Genomic DNA, 16820 nt, shown 5'->3' with positions numbered 1-16820 from the left:
AGCCTGCTCGCGAATGCGTCCGGTCAGTCAACATCAAAGTTGAATGTAACGACGCCTTCGCGAGCAGGCTCGCTCCCACAGGGATCTTCGTAAACTCGAGCCTGTGGTCACACCTGTCATCGCTGGGCTAAGGTGTCTGAACGATCCTGGCCCATCGAGTCCCCATGCGCTTCCTCGCTCGCACCCACCCTCGCCTGTCTGCCGCCGCCCTCCTCGGCCTCGCCAGCGGTCTGCTGGTCCCTGCCGATTCCATCGTCAGCAAAATCCTCATCGGCTGGAACGCCGGTGTCTGGACCTACCTGATCCTGATGTTCTGGCTGACCGTGCGCGCCAAGGCCCCGGACGTCAAACGCATCGCTGAAGTCGAAGACGAAAATGCCGGGCTGGTACTGTTCGTGGTTTGCATCGCCGCGCTGGCCAGTCTGGCCACAATCACCTTTGAACTGGCCGGCAGCAGAGATCTGGAAACCACGCGCAAGCTTATGCACTACGGTTTTACCGCGCTGACGGTGATCGGTTCGTGGTTGCTGATCGGGGTGATTTTCTGCGTGCACTACGCAAGGTTGTATTACACCTGGGATGGCAAGGAGCCGGCGTTGCGCTTCGCCGAAGGGTTGACGACCCCCAACTATTGGGACTTCTTGTACTTCTCCTTCACCATCGGCGTGGCCGTGCAGACCGCCGATGTTGGCGTGGCCACCCGCGATATCCGCAAAATCGTCTTGGCGCAATCGTTGATCGGATTCGTGTTCAACACCGCCATTCTGGGATTTTCGATCAATATCGCTGCCGGTTTGTTTGGCTGACAGAACCCCGCCCGTCGGCAGCCCGTTGATGCCAGGTGATCATTTACTTGACGGAAGATTTGTTTTTGGTGTTTCCTGAAACCGGTTTCAGCGCTGCTTGCAGACGCGGAACCTATAAATCCAATAACAAGGTTTCAGACCGTGAACGACTTCTCCGCCGCCCAGCGCAGCCGCGTGACCATGCTTGATGTCGCCGAACGCGCTGGCGTATCCAAAGCCAGCGTCTCGCGCTTCATCGGCGATGATCGCGCCCTGCTCTCCGATGCCATTGCCTTGCGCATCGAACAGGCCATCAGCGAACTCGGCTACCGCCCCAACCAGATGGCACGCGGCCTGAAACGTGGACGCACACGTCTGATCGGCATGCTGGTGGCCGATATCCGTAACCCTTATTCGATTGCCGTGATGCACGGCGTGGAAACCGCCTGCCGTGCCCACGGCTACAGTCTGGTGGTGTGCAACACCGACCGCGATGACGAGCAGGAACGCCAGCATCTGGCGTTGTTGCGCTCGTACAACATCGAAGGGCTGATCGTGAACACCCTGGGCCATCATCGTGACGAGTTGCATGAGTTGCGCCGCGAGATGCCGCTGGTGCTGGTGGATCGCAAGGTCGACGGGCTCGACAGCGACATGGTCGGGCTGAACAACGCGCAAGCGGTGGAGATGGCGCTTACGCATCTGCAGCAACGTGGTTATCGGGATCTGGTGCTGGTCACTGAACCGTATGACGGCACCAGTTCGCGGATCGAGCGGGTCAGCAGTTTTCAGGCGCAGATTGCCCAACGCTCGGCCCTGACCGGGGCGGTGCTGGAAACCGGCGATGATCTGAGCGCACAACTTCAAACCTTTCTGAACACCCCCGGTAATGGCCCGAAAGCGCTGTTTTGCGCCAATGGCGTGGCAGCACTGGCCGCGACGACTGCGTTGCGCCAGATGGGTTGCCGATTGTTCGAGGATGTCGGATTGATCGCCCTGGATGATCTGGATTGGTACCCGTTGGTGGGCAGCGGGATTACCGCGCTGGCCCAGCCAACGCAAGAGATAGGTGCGCGCGCGTTTGAGTGTCTGCTCAAGCGCTTGCGTGGGGATGACGAGGCGGCGCGGGTGATGGATTTTGCGCCGGTGCTGGTGGAGCGTGGGTCGACCCGTGAAGTTGGCGGTGTCTGATCTGACGCCTTCGCGAGCAAGCTCGCTCCCACAGTTGATCGCATTCCATTGTGGGAGCGAGCTTGCTCGCGAAGGGGCCAGCAAAAACAACACATCATTCACTGATATTTTTTTGAACAAAAATGAAACCGGTTTCAGAGGTCAATAACAATGAATAAACCCGCCGTTTCCATCAGTCTTTCCAGCTATGGCGCCGAGCTTGTGCGCCAACGCGGACAGGATGCTTTCATCGATATTCTGGCTGCGGCCGGAGCGGATCGCATCGAGTGGCGCGAAGAGTTGCTGACGCGGGAAGACCCTGCGCAACTGGCCCAGGCCACCCAGGCGCAAGGCCTGCAAAGCATCTATTCCTCACCGACCGAACTGTGGCTGGCCGGTCAGGCGCAGCCCAATCCCGAGTTGATCACCGCACTGCAAAACGCCGAAGCGTTCGGTTCGAAATGGCTGAAGGTTTCCCTCGGCTACTTCACCGACACCAACGATCTGCATGCCTTGGCCGAACGCTTGAAGCACAGCCCGGTGCATTTGTTGGTGGAAAACGACCAGACCCTGCACGGCGGACGCATCGAACCGTTTCAGCGTTTCTTCGACGCCATCGAGCAGCACAACCTGCCGATCAAAATGACCTTCGACATCGGCAACTGGCAGTGGCAGGACCAATCCGCAACCAGCGCCGCGCGCCTGCTCGGTCGGCATGTCGGCTATGTGCATTGCAAAGCCGTGGCCCGTCGCGCCGACGGCAAACTGGTGGCGGTGCCGCCCGCCGTCAGTGACCTGCATCTGTGGGAACAACTATTGCGGCACATGGCCCAAGGCGTTATGCGCGCGGCTGAATACCCATTGCAGGGCGATGATCTGGTGCAACTGACCACCGAGCACGTCGCCGCCCTCGCCCGCCTCGGCCAATCCCGCCTGGAGCCTGCTCATGTCTGAGATCGATATCCTTTCGTTCGGCGAAACCATGGCGATGCTGGTCGCCGAGCAGACCGGTGATCTGGCGGCGGTCGAGCACTTCCATAAGCGCATCGCCGGTGCTGACAGCAATGTCGCGATCGGCCTTTCGCGCTTGGGTTTCAACGTCGCGTGGTTGAGCCGCGTTGGCAATGATTCGCTCGGGCGCTTTGTGGTCGAGACCTTGATAAAAGAGGGTCTGGATTGCAGCCATGTCGACGTCGATCAACAGCACCCGACCGGTTTCCAGTTCAAATCGCGTAACGATGATGGCAGCGATCCGCAGGTCGAGTATTTCCGGCGCGGTTCGGCAGCCAGTCATCTGTCGCCGCAGTCGATATCCCCAAACCTGCTGAACGCTCGGCATCTGCACGCCACCGGCATTCCTCCGGCGTTGTCCGGGTCGGCGCGGGAGATGTCTTTCGAACTCATGACCCGTATGCGCAACGCCGGTCGCAGCGTGTCGTTCGACCCCAATCTGCGCCCGAGCCTGTGGGCCAGCGAGGACGAAATGATCCGCGAGATCAACCGCCTCGCCGCCCTTGCCCATTGGGTGCTGCCGGGGCTGAGTGAAGGTCGTTTGCTCACCGGTTTCGAAGATCCGGCGGACATTGCTGCGTTTTATCTCGATCAAGGTGCGGAAGCCGTAGCGATCAAGCTTGGCCCGGAGGGCGCTTATTACCGAACGCATCTGGCGTCGGGATTTGTCGCCGGTGTGCCTGTGGCGCAGGTCGTCGATACGGTCGGCGCCGGAGATGGTTTTGCGGTGGGGATGATCAGTGCCCTGCTCGAACATCAGAGTATTGCCGAGGCGGTGCAGCGGGCGAACTGGATTGGCAGTCGGGCGGTGCAGAGTCGCGGGGATATGGAGGGGTTGCCGACCCGGGCAGAACTTGATCGATTGTTCCCACGCTCCAGCGTGGGAATGCATACCGTGACGCTCCGCGTCACAGAGGACGCGGAGCGTCCTTAGAGGCGTTCCCACGCAGAGCGTGGGAACGAGAAGTTGTTTGAACCTGCTGCGACAAAAACAACAAGCTCAGGAGCAAGACCCATGAAAACCGCAACCCTCGCCACCCGCCGCTGGTGGTACATCATGCCCATCGTGTTCATCACCTATAGCCTGGCGTATCTCGATCGCGCAAACTACGGCTTCGCTGCCGCTTCCGGAATGGCCGCCGACCTGATGATCACCCCGGGCCTGTCATCACTGCTCGGCGCGCTGTTCTTCCTCGGTTACTTTTTCTTCCAGGTACCCGGTGCGATCTACGCGCAAAAACACAGCGTGAAGAAACTGATTTTCGTCAGCCTGATTCTGTGGGGCGGCCTCGCTACATTAACCGGCGTAGTCTCCAACGCCTATTGGCTGATCGTCATCCGCTTCATGCTCGGCGTGGTTGAAGCGGCGGTGATGCCGGCAATGCTGGTGTATCTGTGCCATTGGTTCACCCGTGCCGAACGCTCGCGCGCCAACACGTTTCTGATTCTTGGCAACCCGGTGACGATGCTGTGGATGTCGGTGGTTTCGGGGTATCTGGTGCAGCATTTCAGCTGGCGCTGGATGTTCATCATCGAAGGTTTGCCGGCGGTGCTGTGGGCGTTTATCTGGTGGCGTCTGGCCGATGATCGTCCGGCGCAGGCCAAATGGCTCAGTGATCAGGAAAAACAGGATCTGGAAAGCGCATTGGCCGCCGAACAGGTCGGCATCAAAGCAGTGAAGAACTACGCGGAGGCGTTCCGTTCGCCGAAGGTGATCATTCTGGCGCTGCAGTTTTTCTGCTGGAGCATCGGTGTCTACGGCTTTGTGCTGTGGCTGCCATCGATCCTCAAGGCCGGCGCGCAAATGGACATGATCGAGGCTGGCTGGCTGTCGGCTCTGCCATATCTGGCGGCGGTGATCGGCATGCTCGCGGTGTCGTGGGGCTCGGACAAATTGCAGAAGCGCAAACGCTTTGTCTGGCCGCCGCTGCTGATCGCGTCCATTGCGTTTTACGGTTCTTACGCTTTGGGTGCTGAGCATTTCTGGTGGTCGTACACGCTGCTGGTGATTGCCGGCGCCTGCATGTATGCGCCTTACGGGCCGTTCTTTGCCATCGTCCCGGAGATTCTCCCGGCCAACGTTGCCGGCGGCGCGATGGCGTTGATCAACAGCATGGGCGCTCTCGGTTCATTCGGCGGCTCGTATCTGGTCGGTTACCTGAACAGCTCCACCGGCTCGCCCGGCGCTTCGTATCTGTTGATGAGCGGCGCACTGCTGCTGTCTGTGGTGCTGACGATTTTTCTCAAGCCCGGCGCCAGTGATCGCGTCGTCGCCAAAGCCGTTGCCACGCGTGGCGTGCCAGCGCATTCCTGAAGAGACTCTTGCCATGAAAAAACAGGTCGTGTTGTACAAGAAACTTTCGCCCGCGCTGATGGCGCGTTTGCAGGAACAGTGCGAGGTAACGCTGATCAACAACCTCGACGCCGACGGACTCATGCAACTGCGCGATGCCCTGCCCCATGCCCAAGGTTTGCTCGGTGCCAGCCTGAAACTCGATGCCGCGTTGCTTGATCTCGCGCCGCAACTGGAGGCGATTGCCAGCGTTTCGGTGGGGGTCGACAACTACGACATCGATTACCTGAGCCAACGCAAGATCCTGCTGACCAACACCCCCGACGTACTCACCGAAACCACTGCCGACACCGGTTTCGCCCTGATTCTCGCTGCTGCCCGGCGCGTGGTCGAACTGGCGAACATGGTGCGCAGCGGCCAATGGAACCGCAATATCGGCCCGGCGCATTTCGGCACCGATGTGCATGGCAAGACGTTGGGGATTATCGGCATGGGCCGCATCGGCGAAGCGTTGGCACAGCGCGGGCATTTCGGATTTGGCATGCCGGTGATCTATCACAGCCAGTCGCGAAAACCGGCGGTCGAGGCGCGTTTTGATGCGCAGTATCGCAGCTTGGAGGATCTGCTCCAGCAGGCCGATTTCATTTGCCTGACCTTGCCGCTGACGACGCAGACCGAGGGCTTGATCGGCGCCGAGCAGTTTGCGTTGATGCGCCCGGAAAGCATTTTCATCAATATCTCGCGGGGCAAGGTGGTGGATGAGGCGGCGATGATTGATGCGCTGCGTCATCAGCGGATTCGTGCGGCGGGGCTGGATGTGTTCGAGCGTGAACCGCTGAATCATGATTCGCCGTTGTTGCAGCTGAACAATGTGGTGGCGACACCGCACATGGGCTCGGCAACGCATGAGACGCGCGAGGCGATGGCGCGCTGTGCGGTGGAGAATCTGTTGGCGGCGTTGAATGGCGAGAAACCGGCGAATCTGGTGAATCCATCGGCTTGGCAGGGCTGAATTAATCGGTGGCTGCGATGCCGCCTTCGCGAGCAAGCTCGCTCCCACAGGGGAATGCATTTCCAATATGAGAGCGAGCCTGCTCGCGAAGAGGCCGGTACAGGCAACACAAAACCATCAGGCACTGCGCATCTGTAGAAGCTGCGCCGCACACAACGCAATCCGCGCACACGCATCCGCCAGTTTCACCCGGTCCAGCACCAGACCAATCCGTATGTGCCCCGCCGCACTCGGCCCGAACGCTTCCCCGGCCAGCACCGACACGCCATACCCCTCCAGCAACCGCTCGGCAAACGCCTGAGCGCCCAACCCGGTCTGGCGCACATCAACCATCACGAACATGCCGCCATCAGGCCGAATCGGGTACAGCCCCGGGCACCCGTGCAAACGCTCGCAGACCAGATCCCGACGCAAGCGATATTCCTCGCGCATCTGCGTCACTTCCGGCAAATCGGTTTCCAACGCAATCTGCGCGGCCTTCTGCACAAAATCCGGCAACCCGAACAACATGCTCAGCGACAAATTGACCAAATGTTCGGCCAGCGATTTCGGCCCGATCATCCAGCCGATGCGCCACCCGGTCATTGCGTGGGATTTCGACAGGCTGTTGATCGTCGCCGTGCGCTCAGCCATGCCCGGCAGACTCGCCGGGCTGACGTGCTGACCCTCATAAAGCAAATCGCTGTAGACCTCATCGCTGATCAGCCACAAGTCATGGCGGATGCACAGCGCCGCCAGTTCTTGCCAGATCAGCAGTGACAGGCTGGCACCGCTAGGATTGTTCGGACTGTTGAGCAGCATGGCGCGGGTTTTCGGGGTGATGCGCGCGGCGACATCGACCGGATCGACGCGAAAGCCGTTCTCCGGACGCACCGGCACTGGCACCACCGTCGCGCCGCACGCGCCAAACACGCCTTCGTAGGTGACATACATCGGTTCGGCGACGATCACTTCATCGCCCGGATCCAGCAAGCATTGCGCCACCGAATACACCGCGCATTGCGCGCCAGGCATGACGATCACGTGGTCGGCATCCACCGCTTGCCCGCTGCGCCGACGATGGCGCTCGGCAATCAGCTTGCGCAGCGCCAAACGGCCACGCACTTCGGAATAATGGGTATCGCCCGCGAGCAAACTGTCGATCGCGCCGTGGACAATGGGCAGCGGTGTATCGAAATCCGGATCGCCCACGCTCAGCAGCAGGATATCGACACCCTCGGCGCGCAACTCCAGCGCTCGGTCGTGAATCTGCCAGGCGGCGGCTCCTTCTCCGGCGATTCGTTGGGTCAAGGCTGAATAGCGCATGTACGTCTCCTGATTGCGCGGTCTCCAGCCTTCACCGTATCTCAAATCACGAAACGCGCCACCATGGCGTTCAAATCCACCGCCAGACGCGACAGTTCGTGGGTCGCGGCGCTGGTCTGGTTGGCCCCGGCAGCCGATTGCGTGGCCAGGTCGCGGATGTTGACCAGGTTGCGGTCGACCTCACGCGAGACCTGCGCCTGTTCTTCCGAGGCGCTGGCGATGACCAGGTTGCGCTCGTTGATCTGGTGGATCGACTGGGTGATCTGCTCCAGCGCCACGCCGGCCGCACGGGCCATTTCCAGGGTCGACTGGGTGCGCTGGTTGCTTTGCTGCATCGACGAAACCGCTTCGCCAGTGCCGTTCTGGATGCCGGCGACCATGTTTTCGATTTCCTGGGTCGACTGCGCGGTGCGATGGGCCAGCGCGCGCACTTCGTCCGCGACCACGGCAAAACCGCGCCCGGCCTCACCGGCGCGCGCAGCTTCGATGGCCGCGTTGAGTGCCAGCAGGTTGGTCTGTTCGGCGATGGCGCGGATCACGTCGAGCACTTTGCCGATGTCGCGGCCCTGTGCGGCGAGGCCTTCGATCATGTGCGCGGTGTTCTGCACGTCGTGGGTCATGGTCTGAATGGCGTCGACGGTTTTCACCACTTGATCGCGACCTTCGCGGGCGGCGTGGGTCGACTGGTTCGAGGCTTCGGAGGTCGACACGGCGTTACGCGCGACCTCTTCGACGGCGGCGGTCATCTCGTTGACGGCGGTGGCGGCTTGCTCGATTTCGTTGTTCTGCTGCTGCATGCCACGGGAAGCTTCTTCGGTCACCGCGCTGAGTTCTTCGGCAGCGGCGCCCAGTTGCGTGGCGGAGCCGGCGATCTGTTCGATGGTTTTGCGCAGGTTGCTCTGCATGGCGGCGAGCGCTTCGAGCAGGCGGGCCGGTTCGTCCTTGCCATCAACCTCGATGGTTTTGCTCAGGTTGCCGCTGGCGATGGTTTGCGCGGCCTGCACGGCGCGGTTCAGCGGTGCGACGATGCTGCGCGTCAGCAGCCAGGCCAGCAACACGGTGGCCAGCGCCGCTACCACGGCGACAATAATGATCCCGGTGATGGCGCTGTCGTAGTGTTCACCGGCCTGGATCGACGCAGCTTTAGCGTCAGCGGCGTTGATCGCGATCAGTTTGTTGAGCTGCTCACCCATCTGGTCGGTGCCGTCCTTGATGCGCGTGTTGATCAGGGTGCGCATCTCGTCGAGTTTGTCCTGACGCGACAGCTCCATCATCTGGTTCTGCGCTTGCAGGTAGTTGTCCAGCGTGGTCGCGAAGGTCTGGTACAACGCCCGCTCTTCCGGGCTGGCCGGCAGTGCGGCGTAACTGGCCCAAGGGGAGCGGGCTCAGTCCGGCGTCACTGTTTTAGGAAGTTATGTGCGCGCCTGTTAGCTGTATCGGCCAGGCTTTAGGAAGATTGCGGGTCAAGAACAACTATTTTTCAGGGTGTTACAAGATTGAAACACCCTGTGCGCCTGTTTTACGCGTTGTGTCTGGCCATCTGCCAAACGCGGGCAATGTCAGTCGCACGTTCACGCAACAGGCGCGGTGCTTCGGCGCAGGCCTGCTCCAGCGTCATCGGGCCGCTGGTCACGGCGAATGCCGCGTCAATGCCATGCTCGTAGAGTTCTTGGTAACCCTCGCCCAAAGTACCGGCAATGACAATCACTGGCACGTCATGCCGTTTGGCAATCCGCGCAACGCCGAACGGCGTCTTGCCGCGCAAGGTCTGGGCATCGAAGCGCCCTTCCCCGGTGATCACCAGATCGGCACCTTTGACTGCTTCGGCGAGGCCGACCAGTTCGGCAACCACTTCAACCCCGGCCTGAAACTGCGCGCCGAGAAAAGCCTTGGCCGCAAATCCCAAACCACCCGCCGCGCCACAGCCCGGTTCGTCGCGCACATCTTTGCCCAGCGCTTGCGCGCAGAGTTCGGCGAAGTGGCCCAAGGCCTGATCGAGCTGTTCAACCTGCGCCGGCGATGCACCTTTCTGCGGGCCGAAAATCGCCGAAGCACCGTGCGGGCCACACAGCGGGTTGTTCACGTCAGCAGCGATGTCGAAACGCACCTGCGACAGGCGCGGGTCGAGTTCGCTCAGGTCAAGTTGTGCCAGTTGCGCCAATGCCAGACCACCAGGTACCAGCGATTGACTCTGCGCATCAAGCAACTTCACGCCCAACGCCTGCATCGCTCCGGCGCCACCATCGTTGGTCGCGCTGCCGCCAATCGCCAGAATGACCCGTTGCGCGCCGGCATCCAGGGCCGCGCGAATCAGTTCGCCAGTGCCGAAAGTGCTGCTGATGCAGGCATCGCGTTGCCCCAGCGGGACTAATTGCAAGCCGCTGGCCTCGGCCATTTCGATGATTGCCGTGTGGTTGTGCGGCAACCAGCCCCACGCGGCGTCGACGGCAGAGCCCAAAGGGCCGCGCACACGGGTGCGGCGCAGTTCGCCCTCGCAAGCGGCGAGGATCGATTCGACCGTGCCTTCTCCGCCGTCGGCCATCGGACATTTGACCATCGTTGCCTGCGGCCAGACCTGGGCCAGACCGAGGGCGATGGCTTCGGCAACGCCTTGGGCACTGAGGCTGTCCTTGAACGAATCGGGGGCGATGACGATCTTCATGGGAATTCTCCGGTTGCAATACCCCTCATGCTGCCAGTCGGCCAGCGCCTTGACGCCTGTCCGCTGCACAAGTGGCGTCGACGTTTATTGTTCATTTTCACAAAAGATCTGTTTTGAATGTTCCGCCGCCTTCCCGAGCAAGCTCGCTCCCACATTTGAAATGCATTCCCCCTGTGGGAGCGAGCTTGCTCGCGAAGGCGTCCTGAAGAACACTTCATGCCTACAGGTCAGTCTGCGGCAGCAACTGCACCCCCAGATAAAGCGCCAACATCCCGTCCAGCCTTAACGGATCAACCCCGCTCAACTCGGCAATTCGCTCCATCCGATAACGCAAACTGTTGCGATGAATCCCCAACGCATCGGCACACGCCTGACTCTGGCCATCGTGCTCGCACCAACTGCGCAGCGTCGCCAGCAACTGGCCGTTGCTGTCCTTGGCAATTACCTTGCGCAACGGTTTGAGCAATTCGTCCAGCGCATCGTCGTTGCGATGCCGCCACAGCATCACCGGCAAGCGATAGCGGTTCAGCGTCAACAGTCGCGAGTGCGGTAACACTTCGCGGCCATAGGCGAGCAAGTCGCCCACACGCCGATAACAACGACGCAGCCCGGCGAGTCCATCGGCCTGGCCGCCCACGGCAATGCGCAGCACTTTCCAGCCGAGGCCGTCGAGTTTTTCCAGCAAGCGATCATGCTCGACGTTTTGACTCGCCGGCCGACACCACAGGAGGGAAGACTTGGCGGAACTCACGCACCAGCTATCGGGATAGCGCGACGTCAGCCAGGCACTCAACGCTTCGACGGTTTGCCCCGGCCCATGCTCAAGGCCCAGCTCGAACAGATACGGCACCCGCGTCAGTTGCGGCTTGAGTCCAAGTTGCTGCGCCTCATCGACCAAGCGCGGCGAGTCCCCCGCCTCGCTCAATAACAGCGCCAGCAGATCATCACAACGTTGACGCCGCCATTGCTGCTCAGCCTGCTGATTGCGCTGGCCGACGAGCATTTCGGCAGTCATGCGCACCAGTTCGGCGTAGGTGCGCAGTTGCTCCGGCTCGCCAGTGATACCGAGCACGCCGATCAAGCGTTGATCGAGCAACAGCGGCAGGTTGATCCCCGGTTGCACGCCTTTCAAATGCACCGCCGTTTGCGCGTCGATCTCGACCACTCGACCATTGGCCAGCACCAGTTGCGCACCTTCGTGACGGGTGTTGATGCGCTCCGGTTCGCCGCTGCCGAGGATCAGCCCCTGGCTGTCCATGACGTTGACGTTGTAGGGCAAAATGGCCATAGCCCGGTCGACGATGTCCTGGGCGAGGTCGTGATCGAGTTCGAACATAGCGGCGGCAATCCTTGATTTATGGCACTGGCAATTGTTCACCCGCACAGGGTCTGGCGGCAAACCCTGTGCTCAGGCACAAAGACAATCCGGCCAAAGGTGACCGAGACTCTCGGGGCGATCAACGTTACCCTTTGCATCGCAAAAAATCATAATAAAGAGAGAGCCGCTATGTCGCAGAGCGCCGCAGCTACCCAGACCATCGATGACGATAAAAATACCGTCTACAAACGCATCACCCTGCGTTTGATCCCCTTCATTTTCATCTGCTACTTGTTCAACTACCTCGACCGGGTCAACGTTGGATTTGCCAAACTGCAGATGCTCGACGCCCTGAAATTCAGCGAAACCGTGTACGGCCTCGGTGCCGGTATCTTCTTCATCGGCTACGTGTTGTGCGGCGTGCCGAGCAATCTGGCCCTGACCAAATTCGGTCCACGGCGCTGGATTGCGCTGATGATGATCACCTGGGGCACGCTGTCGACCTGCCTGTTATTCGTCACCACCCCGACCGAGTTCTACACCCTGCGCCTGTTCACCGGTGCCGCCGAAGCCGGGTTCTTCCCGGGCGTCGTGCTGTACCTCTCGCAGTGGTTCCCGACCTTCCGCCGTGGCCGGATCATGGCGTTGTTCATGTCGGCGATCCCGGTGTCCGGCCTGCTCGGCAGCCCGTTCTCGGGCTGGATTCTCAATCACTTCGCCGCAGGCCAAGGCGGGTTGGCCGGCTGGCAGTGGATGTTTCTGCTGCAAGGCATTCCCACGGTGATCCTCGGCGCCCTCGCCTGGTTTCTGCTGAGCGACAGCTTCGCCAACGCCAAATGGCTGAGCCCGCATGAGCGTGCGGTGCTTGAGGCGGATCAGGCTGAAGACCTGGCGAACAAGCCGAAAACCAGCTCTGACTCGCTGCTGGCGGTGTTCAAGAACCCGGCGATCTGGGCGTTCGGCCTGATCTATTTCTGCATCCAGAGCGGCGTGTACGCGATCAACTTCTGGCTGCCGTCGATCATCAAGAATCTTGGCTTCAGCGATAACCTGGTGATTGGCTGGCTGAGCGCGATTCCGTATCTGCTGGCGGCGGTATTCATGCTGGTGGTCGGGCGTTCGGCAGACTTGCGCAAAGAGCGCCGCTGGCACTTGGTGGTGCCGATGCTGATGGGCGCGATCGGTCTGGTGATCGCGGTGAATTTCGCGGCCAACCCGGCGATTGCGATTCTTGGACTGACCATCGCCACCATGGGCGCACTGACCGGCCTGCCGATGTTCTGGCCGGTGCCGACGGCCATGTTGAGTGTCGGTGCTGCAGCCGGTGGGCTGGCGTTGATCAACTCGATGGGGCAGATGGCTGGCTTCCTTAGTCCGTACCTGGTGGGTTGGGTCAAGGACAGCACCGGTTCGACGGATGCGGCGTTGTATCTGTTGGCGGGTGTGATTGTTGGCGGCAGTCTGCTGGCGTTGCGCATGACGCGGACGTTGCGGGCTTAAGCTTTTGGCGTGATGAAGAACGGCCCTTTAAGGGCCGTTTTCTATTGGATGTCTGGTCTGGTTTTTGTGGTGTTCTGTAGATCCGTTCCCCCTCACCCCAGCCCTCTCCCCCAAGGGGCGAGGGGGAAAGGGAGCCGATTTTTGCACGTTTCAACATCTGAGCTCGGCCCTCGAGCACTCTTGGGGCGGGAAAGGGTGCCGATCGCCGGGCTATTCAAGACCTGAGTTCGACTCGGTATTGCACGTCGGTGTACGTCGCTCAAACACCTCGGTCAGTCCCCTCTCCCTCTGGGAGAGGGTTAGGGTGAGGGCTGTGTTGAGCCAATAATTCACTTTGCCGCATCGCACACTTCTGGTATTTGATTACCCCTTTCCCTCCGACAAAAGGATTTCGGCATGAGCTTTCGCACACTCGGGCACTCGGGCTTGCAGGTGTCCACCCTCACCCTCGGCACGATGATGTTTGGCGAGCAGACCAGCGCCGAAGATTCGCTGCGCATCATCGACAAAGCCTGGGATCAGGGGATCAATTTCATCGACACCGCCGACGTCTACACCAACGGCCGTTCCGAAGAGATCGTCGGTGAAGCGATTGCCCGCCATCGGCATGAATGGGTGCTGGCGACCAAGGTCGGTTTCGGCCCGATGGACGGCGTGCCGAATCGAAGCGGTTTGAGCCGCAAACACATCTTCAATGGCATCGATGCCAGCCTGACCCGGCTCGGCACCGACTATCTCGACATCTATTACCTGCACCGCGAAGACCACAACACGCCGCTTGAAGTGAGCGTGTCGGCGATCGGCGATCTGATTCGTCAGGGCAAGATTCGTTATTGGGGTTTGTCGAACTATCGCGGCTGGCGGATTGCCGAGGTGATTCGCGTCGCCGACAACCTGGGCGTTGATCGCCCTGTCATCAGCCAGCCGCTGTACAACATCGTCAACCGTCAGGCCGAGACCGAGCAAATCACCGCAGCGCAAAGCTATGGCCTTGGCGTGGTGCCATACAGTCCGCTGGCCCGTGGCGTGCTGAGCGGCAAGTACGCGCCGGACGTTAAACCCGATGTCAACAGCCGTGCCGGACGTCAGGACAAGCGTATTCTGGAAACCGAGTGGCGCATGGAGTCGCTGCGCATTGCTCAGCAAATTCAGCAGTACACCGAGCAGCGCGGCGTCGGCATGGTTGAATTTGCGATTGCCTGGGTCTTGAACAATGGCGCCGTGACGTCGGCGATTGTCGGGCCGCGCACTGAAGAACAATGGGATGCGTATACCAAGGCGCTGGCAGTGAAGATTACCGCAGAAGATGAAGCGTTTATCGATTCGCTGGTGACGCCGGGGCATGCATCGACGCCGGGCTTCAACGATGTAAGCCATTTTGTATCGGGGCGAAAACCGCATCACGCGTAAGTGTTTTCCCTCGTCCCTTAACAGCCGATACAATCGGCTGTTTTTCATTGAATAAAACGCGATCAAACGGAATGAGTTGATTGATCGCTCAGACTTGACCAAGGACTAATAAATGCTCAACCGCCCCGTTCAGGTATCCGAAAAGCCTTGGCGTGGGCTGCTGTTCAAATTACTCCGCGGTAAAAAGCTGCACGAACAACCCACGCCCATAGCGACCGCGACTGCCGGGGATCGCCAACCATCAATTGAATACCGTGCGGATATCGACGGGTTACGCGCCATCGCAGTGTTGCTGGTGTTGATTTTTCACGGCGGTCTGGCGTTGTTCCCGTCCGGTTTCATTGGCGTCGATATCTTCTTCGTGATCTCGGGTTATCTGACGACCGCGATCATCATGAAATCGCTGAACAACGGCACGTTCACTTTTTCGGGGTTCTACACGCGGCGAATCTGGCGCTTGCAACCGGCCGTAATTGCGTTGCTGGTCGTAACGCTGCTAGTCACCACGCTGCTGTACTTGCCCGATGACTATGTCGACTTTCTCAAAAGCGAAAAGTACACATCGTTAATCATCTCCAACCAGTACTTTTCCAAGGTGACAACCGGTTACGCCACACCGGATGCGGCCAGCCTGCCACTGCTGCACACCTGGTCGCTGGCCATCGAATGGCAGTGGTATCTGGCGCTGCCGCTGGGCCTCTGGTTGCTCCATCGCTATCTGACGCGCAGCGTTTTCAAAGTGGCGGTGCTCGGTTTGACCCTGGCGGCGATGGCGCTCGCGCTGTACCTGTCTTACACCGTTGCGGAAAAAAATTACTACTTCTTCACCGCGCGGATTTTCGAGTTGATGATCGGCTCCTGTGCAGTGATCTTCAGCACGGAGAAATTCAGACTCAATCGCCTGAGTGCCTCTTTGGTCTGTGCACTCGCACTGGCGACGATTATCTACTGCGCCACCCGTAACGATATCTTGCCGGGCTTTCCGAACTACCACGCCATTGCCGTGTGCCTCGCCACTGCAGCGTTGCTGTTTCGGGGTATCGGTGACGCGAGCATCACCTCGAAACTGCTGGCGTTCAAACCGCTGGTGTTTATTGGCACCCTCTCGTACTCCTTGTACTTGTGGCACTGGCCGATCCTCGCGGTGATGAATTACATGGGCATTGCGCTCACCCCTCCGATGATCATCGCTTACTTCATCTCCACGTTCGTCATGGCCTGGCTCTGCTATGTGCTGATCGAAAACCGCTTTCGCAAGGCAAGGCTGGGTTTTACCAAAACCCTGGTCGTGCTGATGATCCTGCCCGCTATCGGCCTGTCGCTGCTCCACGCGGCCAGCGTCAGGCAAGAAGGCTGGCCCGGCCGCTTCAACGAAGGCTACAACAACGTGTTCGACGGCTTGAAAGCGTCGGTTCCGGCCACTCGGGAGGGATGCCTGGGTGTCAGCGATGGTGCTGACCCTGGCTGCATATCGGGCGCCGCGCAGACGGCACCGCAAATACTGCTGATGGGCGATTCGTTTTCGAATCACTACTGGGGCTTTGTCGAAACACTGGCAAAGGATGCCGATCTTGCGGTACTCGTCCAAGGCTATCCCGCGTGCCTGGCCTTGCCCGGAATCTACCTCTACGACGCGAGTAAATACAAAAACGCCCTGTTTCAAAAATGCCACAACGCCGCACAACGCTATTACGACATGATCGCGAAAAAGCATTTCAGGTATGTGATCGTGGGCCAGTTCTGGGAAGCCTATCTGAACAATGACATCGTCACGAAACTGGATGACCCTCGCAGCGTGGAACTGTCGCAACAACGCCTGGGTGTAGCGATCCGCAAGGCCCTGGATATCATCGTCGAATCAGGAGCGACTCCGGTTTTTCTGGAAAACACGCTGCCCATGCCACCGGGGATCAACACGTGCCTGCTACAGCAGGTCAAGTTGCGCGGCTTGATGGGCAGTGCCGAGCAAAGCAGCCTCTGCGCCACGGCGCCATGGTCAGGAGCCAAAGAGCCGGTGCTGGAAAAACTCTTCAATGACCTGAAGGCTGAATACCCCGGTTTGATCGTCATTGACCCGAAAATCGTGCAATGCAAGGACGACGCGTGCATGACCACGGTCGATGGCTTGCCGGTCTATCGTGATATTGGTCACGTCACCGATTACGCCTCCTACAAGTTCGGCGAGATGTACCTCAAGCGTTTCGGCAATCCGTTGAAAGTTGCTCACTGATGTTTTCAGTCGAGCCACACTGACTACGCTTGTGCAGGCGCGACGACGGGCAAATGTGTGCGTGTGGAGAATATTGAGCATCCGGCCAATATTCAGCACAAAAACCACGTATCCTTCGCGCCCC

The 16820-nt window shown here is 59.9% G+C and carries 12 protein-coding genes and 1 pseudogene; 9 read left to right on the top strand and 4 right to left on the bottom strand.

What is annotated here, in order from left to right:
* Positions 1-164: 164 nt before the first annotated feature.
* From ACZZ0G_RS25310 to ACZZ0G_RS25285, 6 genes are all read left to right on the top strand, one after another.
* Complete coding sequence (locus ACZZ0G_RS25310; protein ID WP_463557974.1) at positions 165-806, top strand: DUF1345 domain-containing protein; 642 nt, start codon at positions 165-167, stop codon at positions 804-806.
* Between the two features lie 141 nt (positions 807-947).
* Entirely contained in the window at positions 948-1976 is a 1029-nt protein-coding gene (locus ACZZ0G_RS25305; RefSeq protein ID WP_463557973.1) for a LacI family DNA-binding transcriptional regulator, read from the top strand.
* Positions 1977-2126: 150 nt separating this feature from the next.
* Positions 2127-2909 (top strand): sugar phosphate isomerase/epimerase family protein, encoded by a 783-nt coding sequence (locus tag ACZZ0G_RS25300; RefSeq protein ID WP_463557972.1) that lies wholly within the window; start codon positions 2127-2129, stop codon positions 2907-2909.
* Positions 2902-3900 (top strand): sugar kinase, encoded by a 999-nt coding sequence (locus tag ACZZ0G_RS25295; protein ID WP_463557971.1) that lies wholly within the window; start codon positions 2902-2904, stop codon positions 3898-3900. The genes ACZZ0G_RS25300 and ACZZ0G_RS25295 overlap by 8 nt, the downstream gene beginning before the upstream one ends.
* Before the next feature lie 81 nt (positions 3901-3981).
* Positions 3982-5280 (top strand): MFS transporter, encoded by a 1299-nt coding sequence (locus tag ACZZ0G_RS25290; RefSeq protein WP_463557970.1) that lies wholly within the window; start codon positions 3982-3984, stop codon positions 5278-5280.
* A gap of 13 nt (positions 5281-5293) precedes the next feature.
* Positions 5294-6271 (top strand): 2-hydroxyacid dehydrogenase, encoded by a 978-nt coding sequence (locus ACZZ0G_RS25285; RefSeq protein ID WP_463557969.1) that lies wholly within the window; start codon positions 5294-5296, stop codon positions 6269-6271.
* Positions 6272-6388: 117 nt separating this feature from the next.
* Here the strand turns inward: ACZZ0G_RS25285 and ACZZ0G_RS25280 are convergent, their stop codons facing one another.
* The 4 genes and pseudogenes from ACZZ0G_RS25280 to ACZZ0G_RS25265 form a co-directional block, all read right to left on the bottom strand.
* Positions 6389-7576, bottom strand: a complete 1188-nt coding sequence (locus ACZZ0G_RS25280) for a pyridoxal phosphate-dependent aminotransferase (RefSeq protein WP_463557968.1) — start codon at positions 7574-7576, stop codon at positions 6389-6391.
* 41 nt (positions 7577-7617) lie between these two features.
* A pseudogene (locus tag ACZZ0G_RS25275) lies at positions 7618-8943 on the bottom strand (methyl-accepting chemotaxis protein); the annotation flags it as partial.
* Positions 8944-9095: 152 nt separating this feature from the next.
* Positions 9096-10238 carry a glycerate kinase gene (locus ACZZ0G_RS25270; RefSeq protein WP_463557967.1) on the bottom strand — a complete coding sequence of 381 codons (1143 nt, stop codon included), beginning with the start codon at positions 10236-10238 and terminating at the stop codon, positions 9096-9098.
* A gap of 220 nt (positions 10239-10458) precedes the next feature.
* Positions 10459-11574 carry a sugar diacid recognition domain-containing protein gene (locus ACZZ0G_RS25265; protein ID WP_463557966.1) on the bottom strand — a complete coding sequence of 372 codons (1116 nt, stop codon included), beginning with the start codon at positions 11572-11574 and terminating at the stop codon, positions 10459-10461.
* A gap of 171 nt (positions 11575-11745) precedes the next feature.
* Between ACZZ0G_RS25265 and ACZZ0G_RS25260 the strand changes: the two genes are divergently transcribed.
* The 3 genes from ACZZ0G_RS25260 to ACZZ0G_RS25250 all read left to right on the top strand — a co-directional run bounded on the left by ACZZ0G_RS25260 (position 11746) and on the right by ACZZ0G_RS25250 (position 16696).
* Positions 11746-13056: an MFS transporter gene (locus ACZZ0G_RS25260; RefSeq protein ID WP_463557965.1), complete on the top strand. Its 1311-nt coding sequence runs from the start codon at positions 11746-11748 to the stop codon at positions 13054-13056.
* 396 nt (positions 13057-13452) lie between these two features.
* Complete coding sequence (locus ACZZ0G_RS25255; RefSeq protein ID WP_463557964.1) at positions 13453-14466, top strand: aldo/keto reductase; 1014 nt, start codon at positions 13453-13455, stop codon at positions 14464-14466.
* Positions 14467-14578: 112 nt separating this feature from the next.
* Positions 14579-16696, top strand: a complete 2118-nt coding sequence (locus ACZZ0G_RS25250; RefSeq protein ID WP_463557963.1) for an acyltransferase family protein — start codon at positions 14579-14581, stop codon at positions 16694-16696.
* The last annotated feature ends 124 nt before the right edge of the window (positions 16697-16820 follow it).

The organism is Pseudomonas sp. AC169, assembly GCF_979258515.1.
This window is presented reverse-complemented; position numbering and strand designations above follow the sequence as displayed.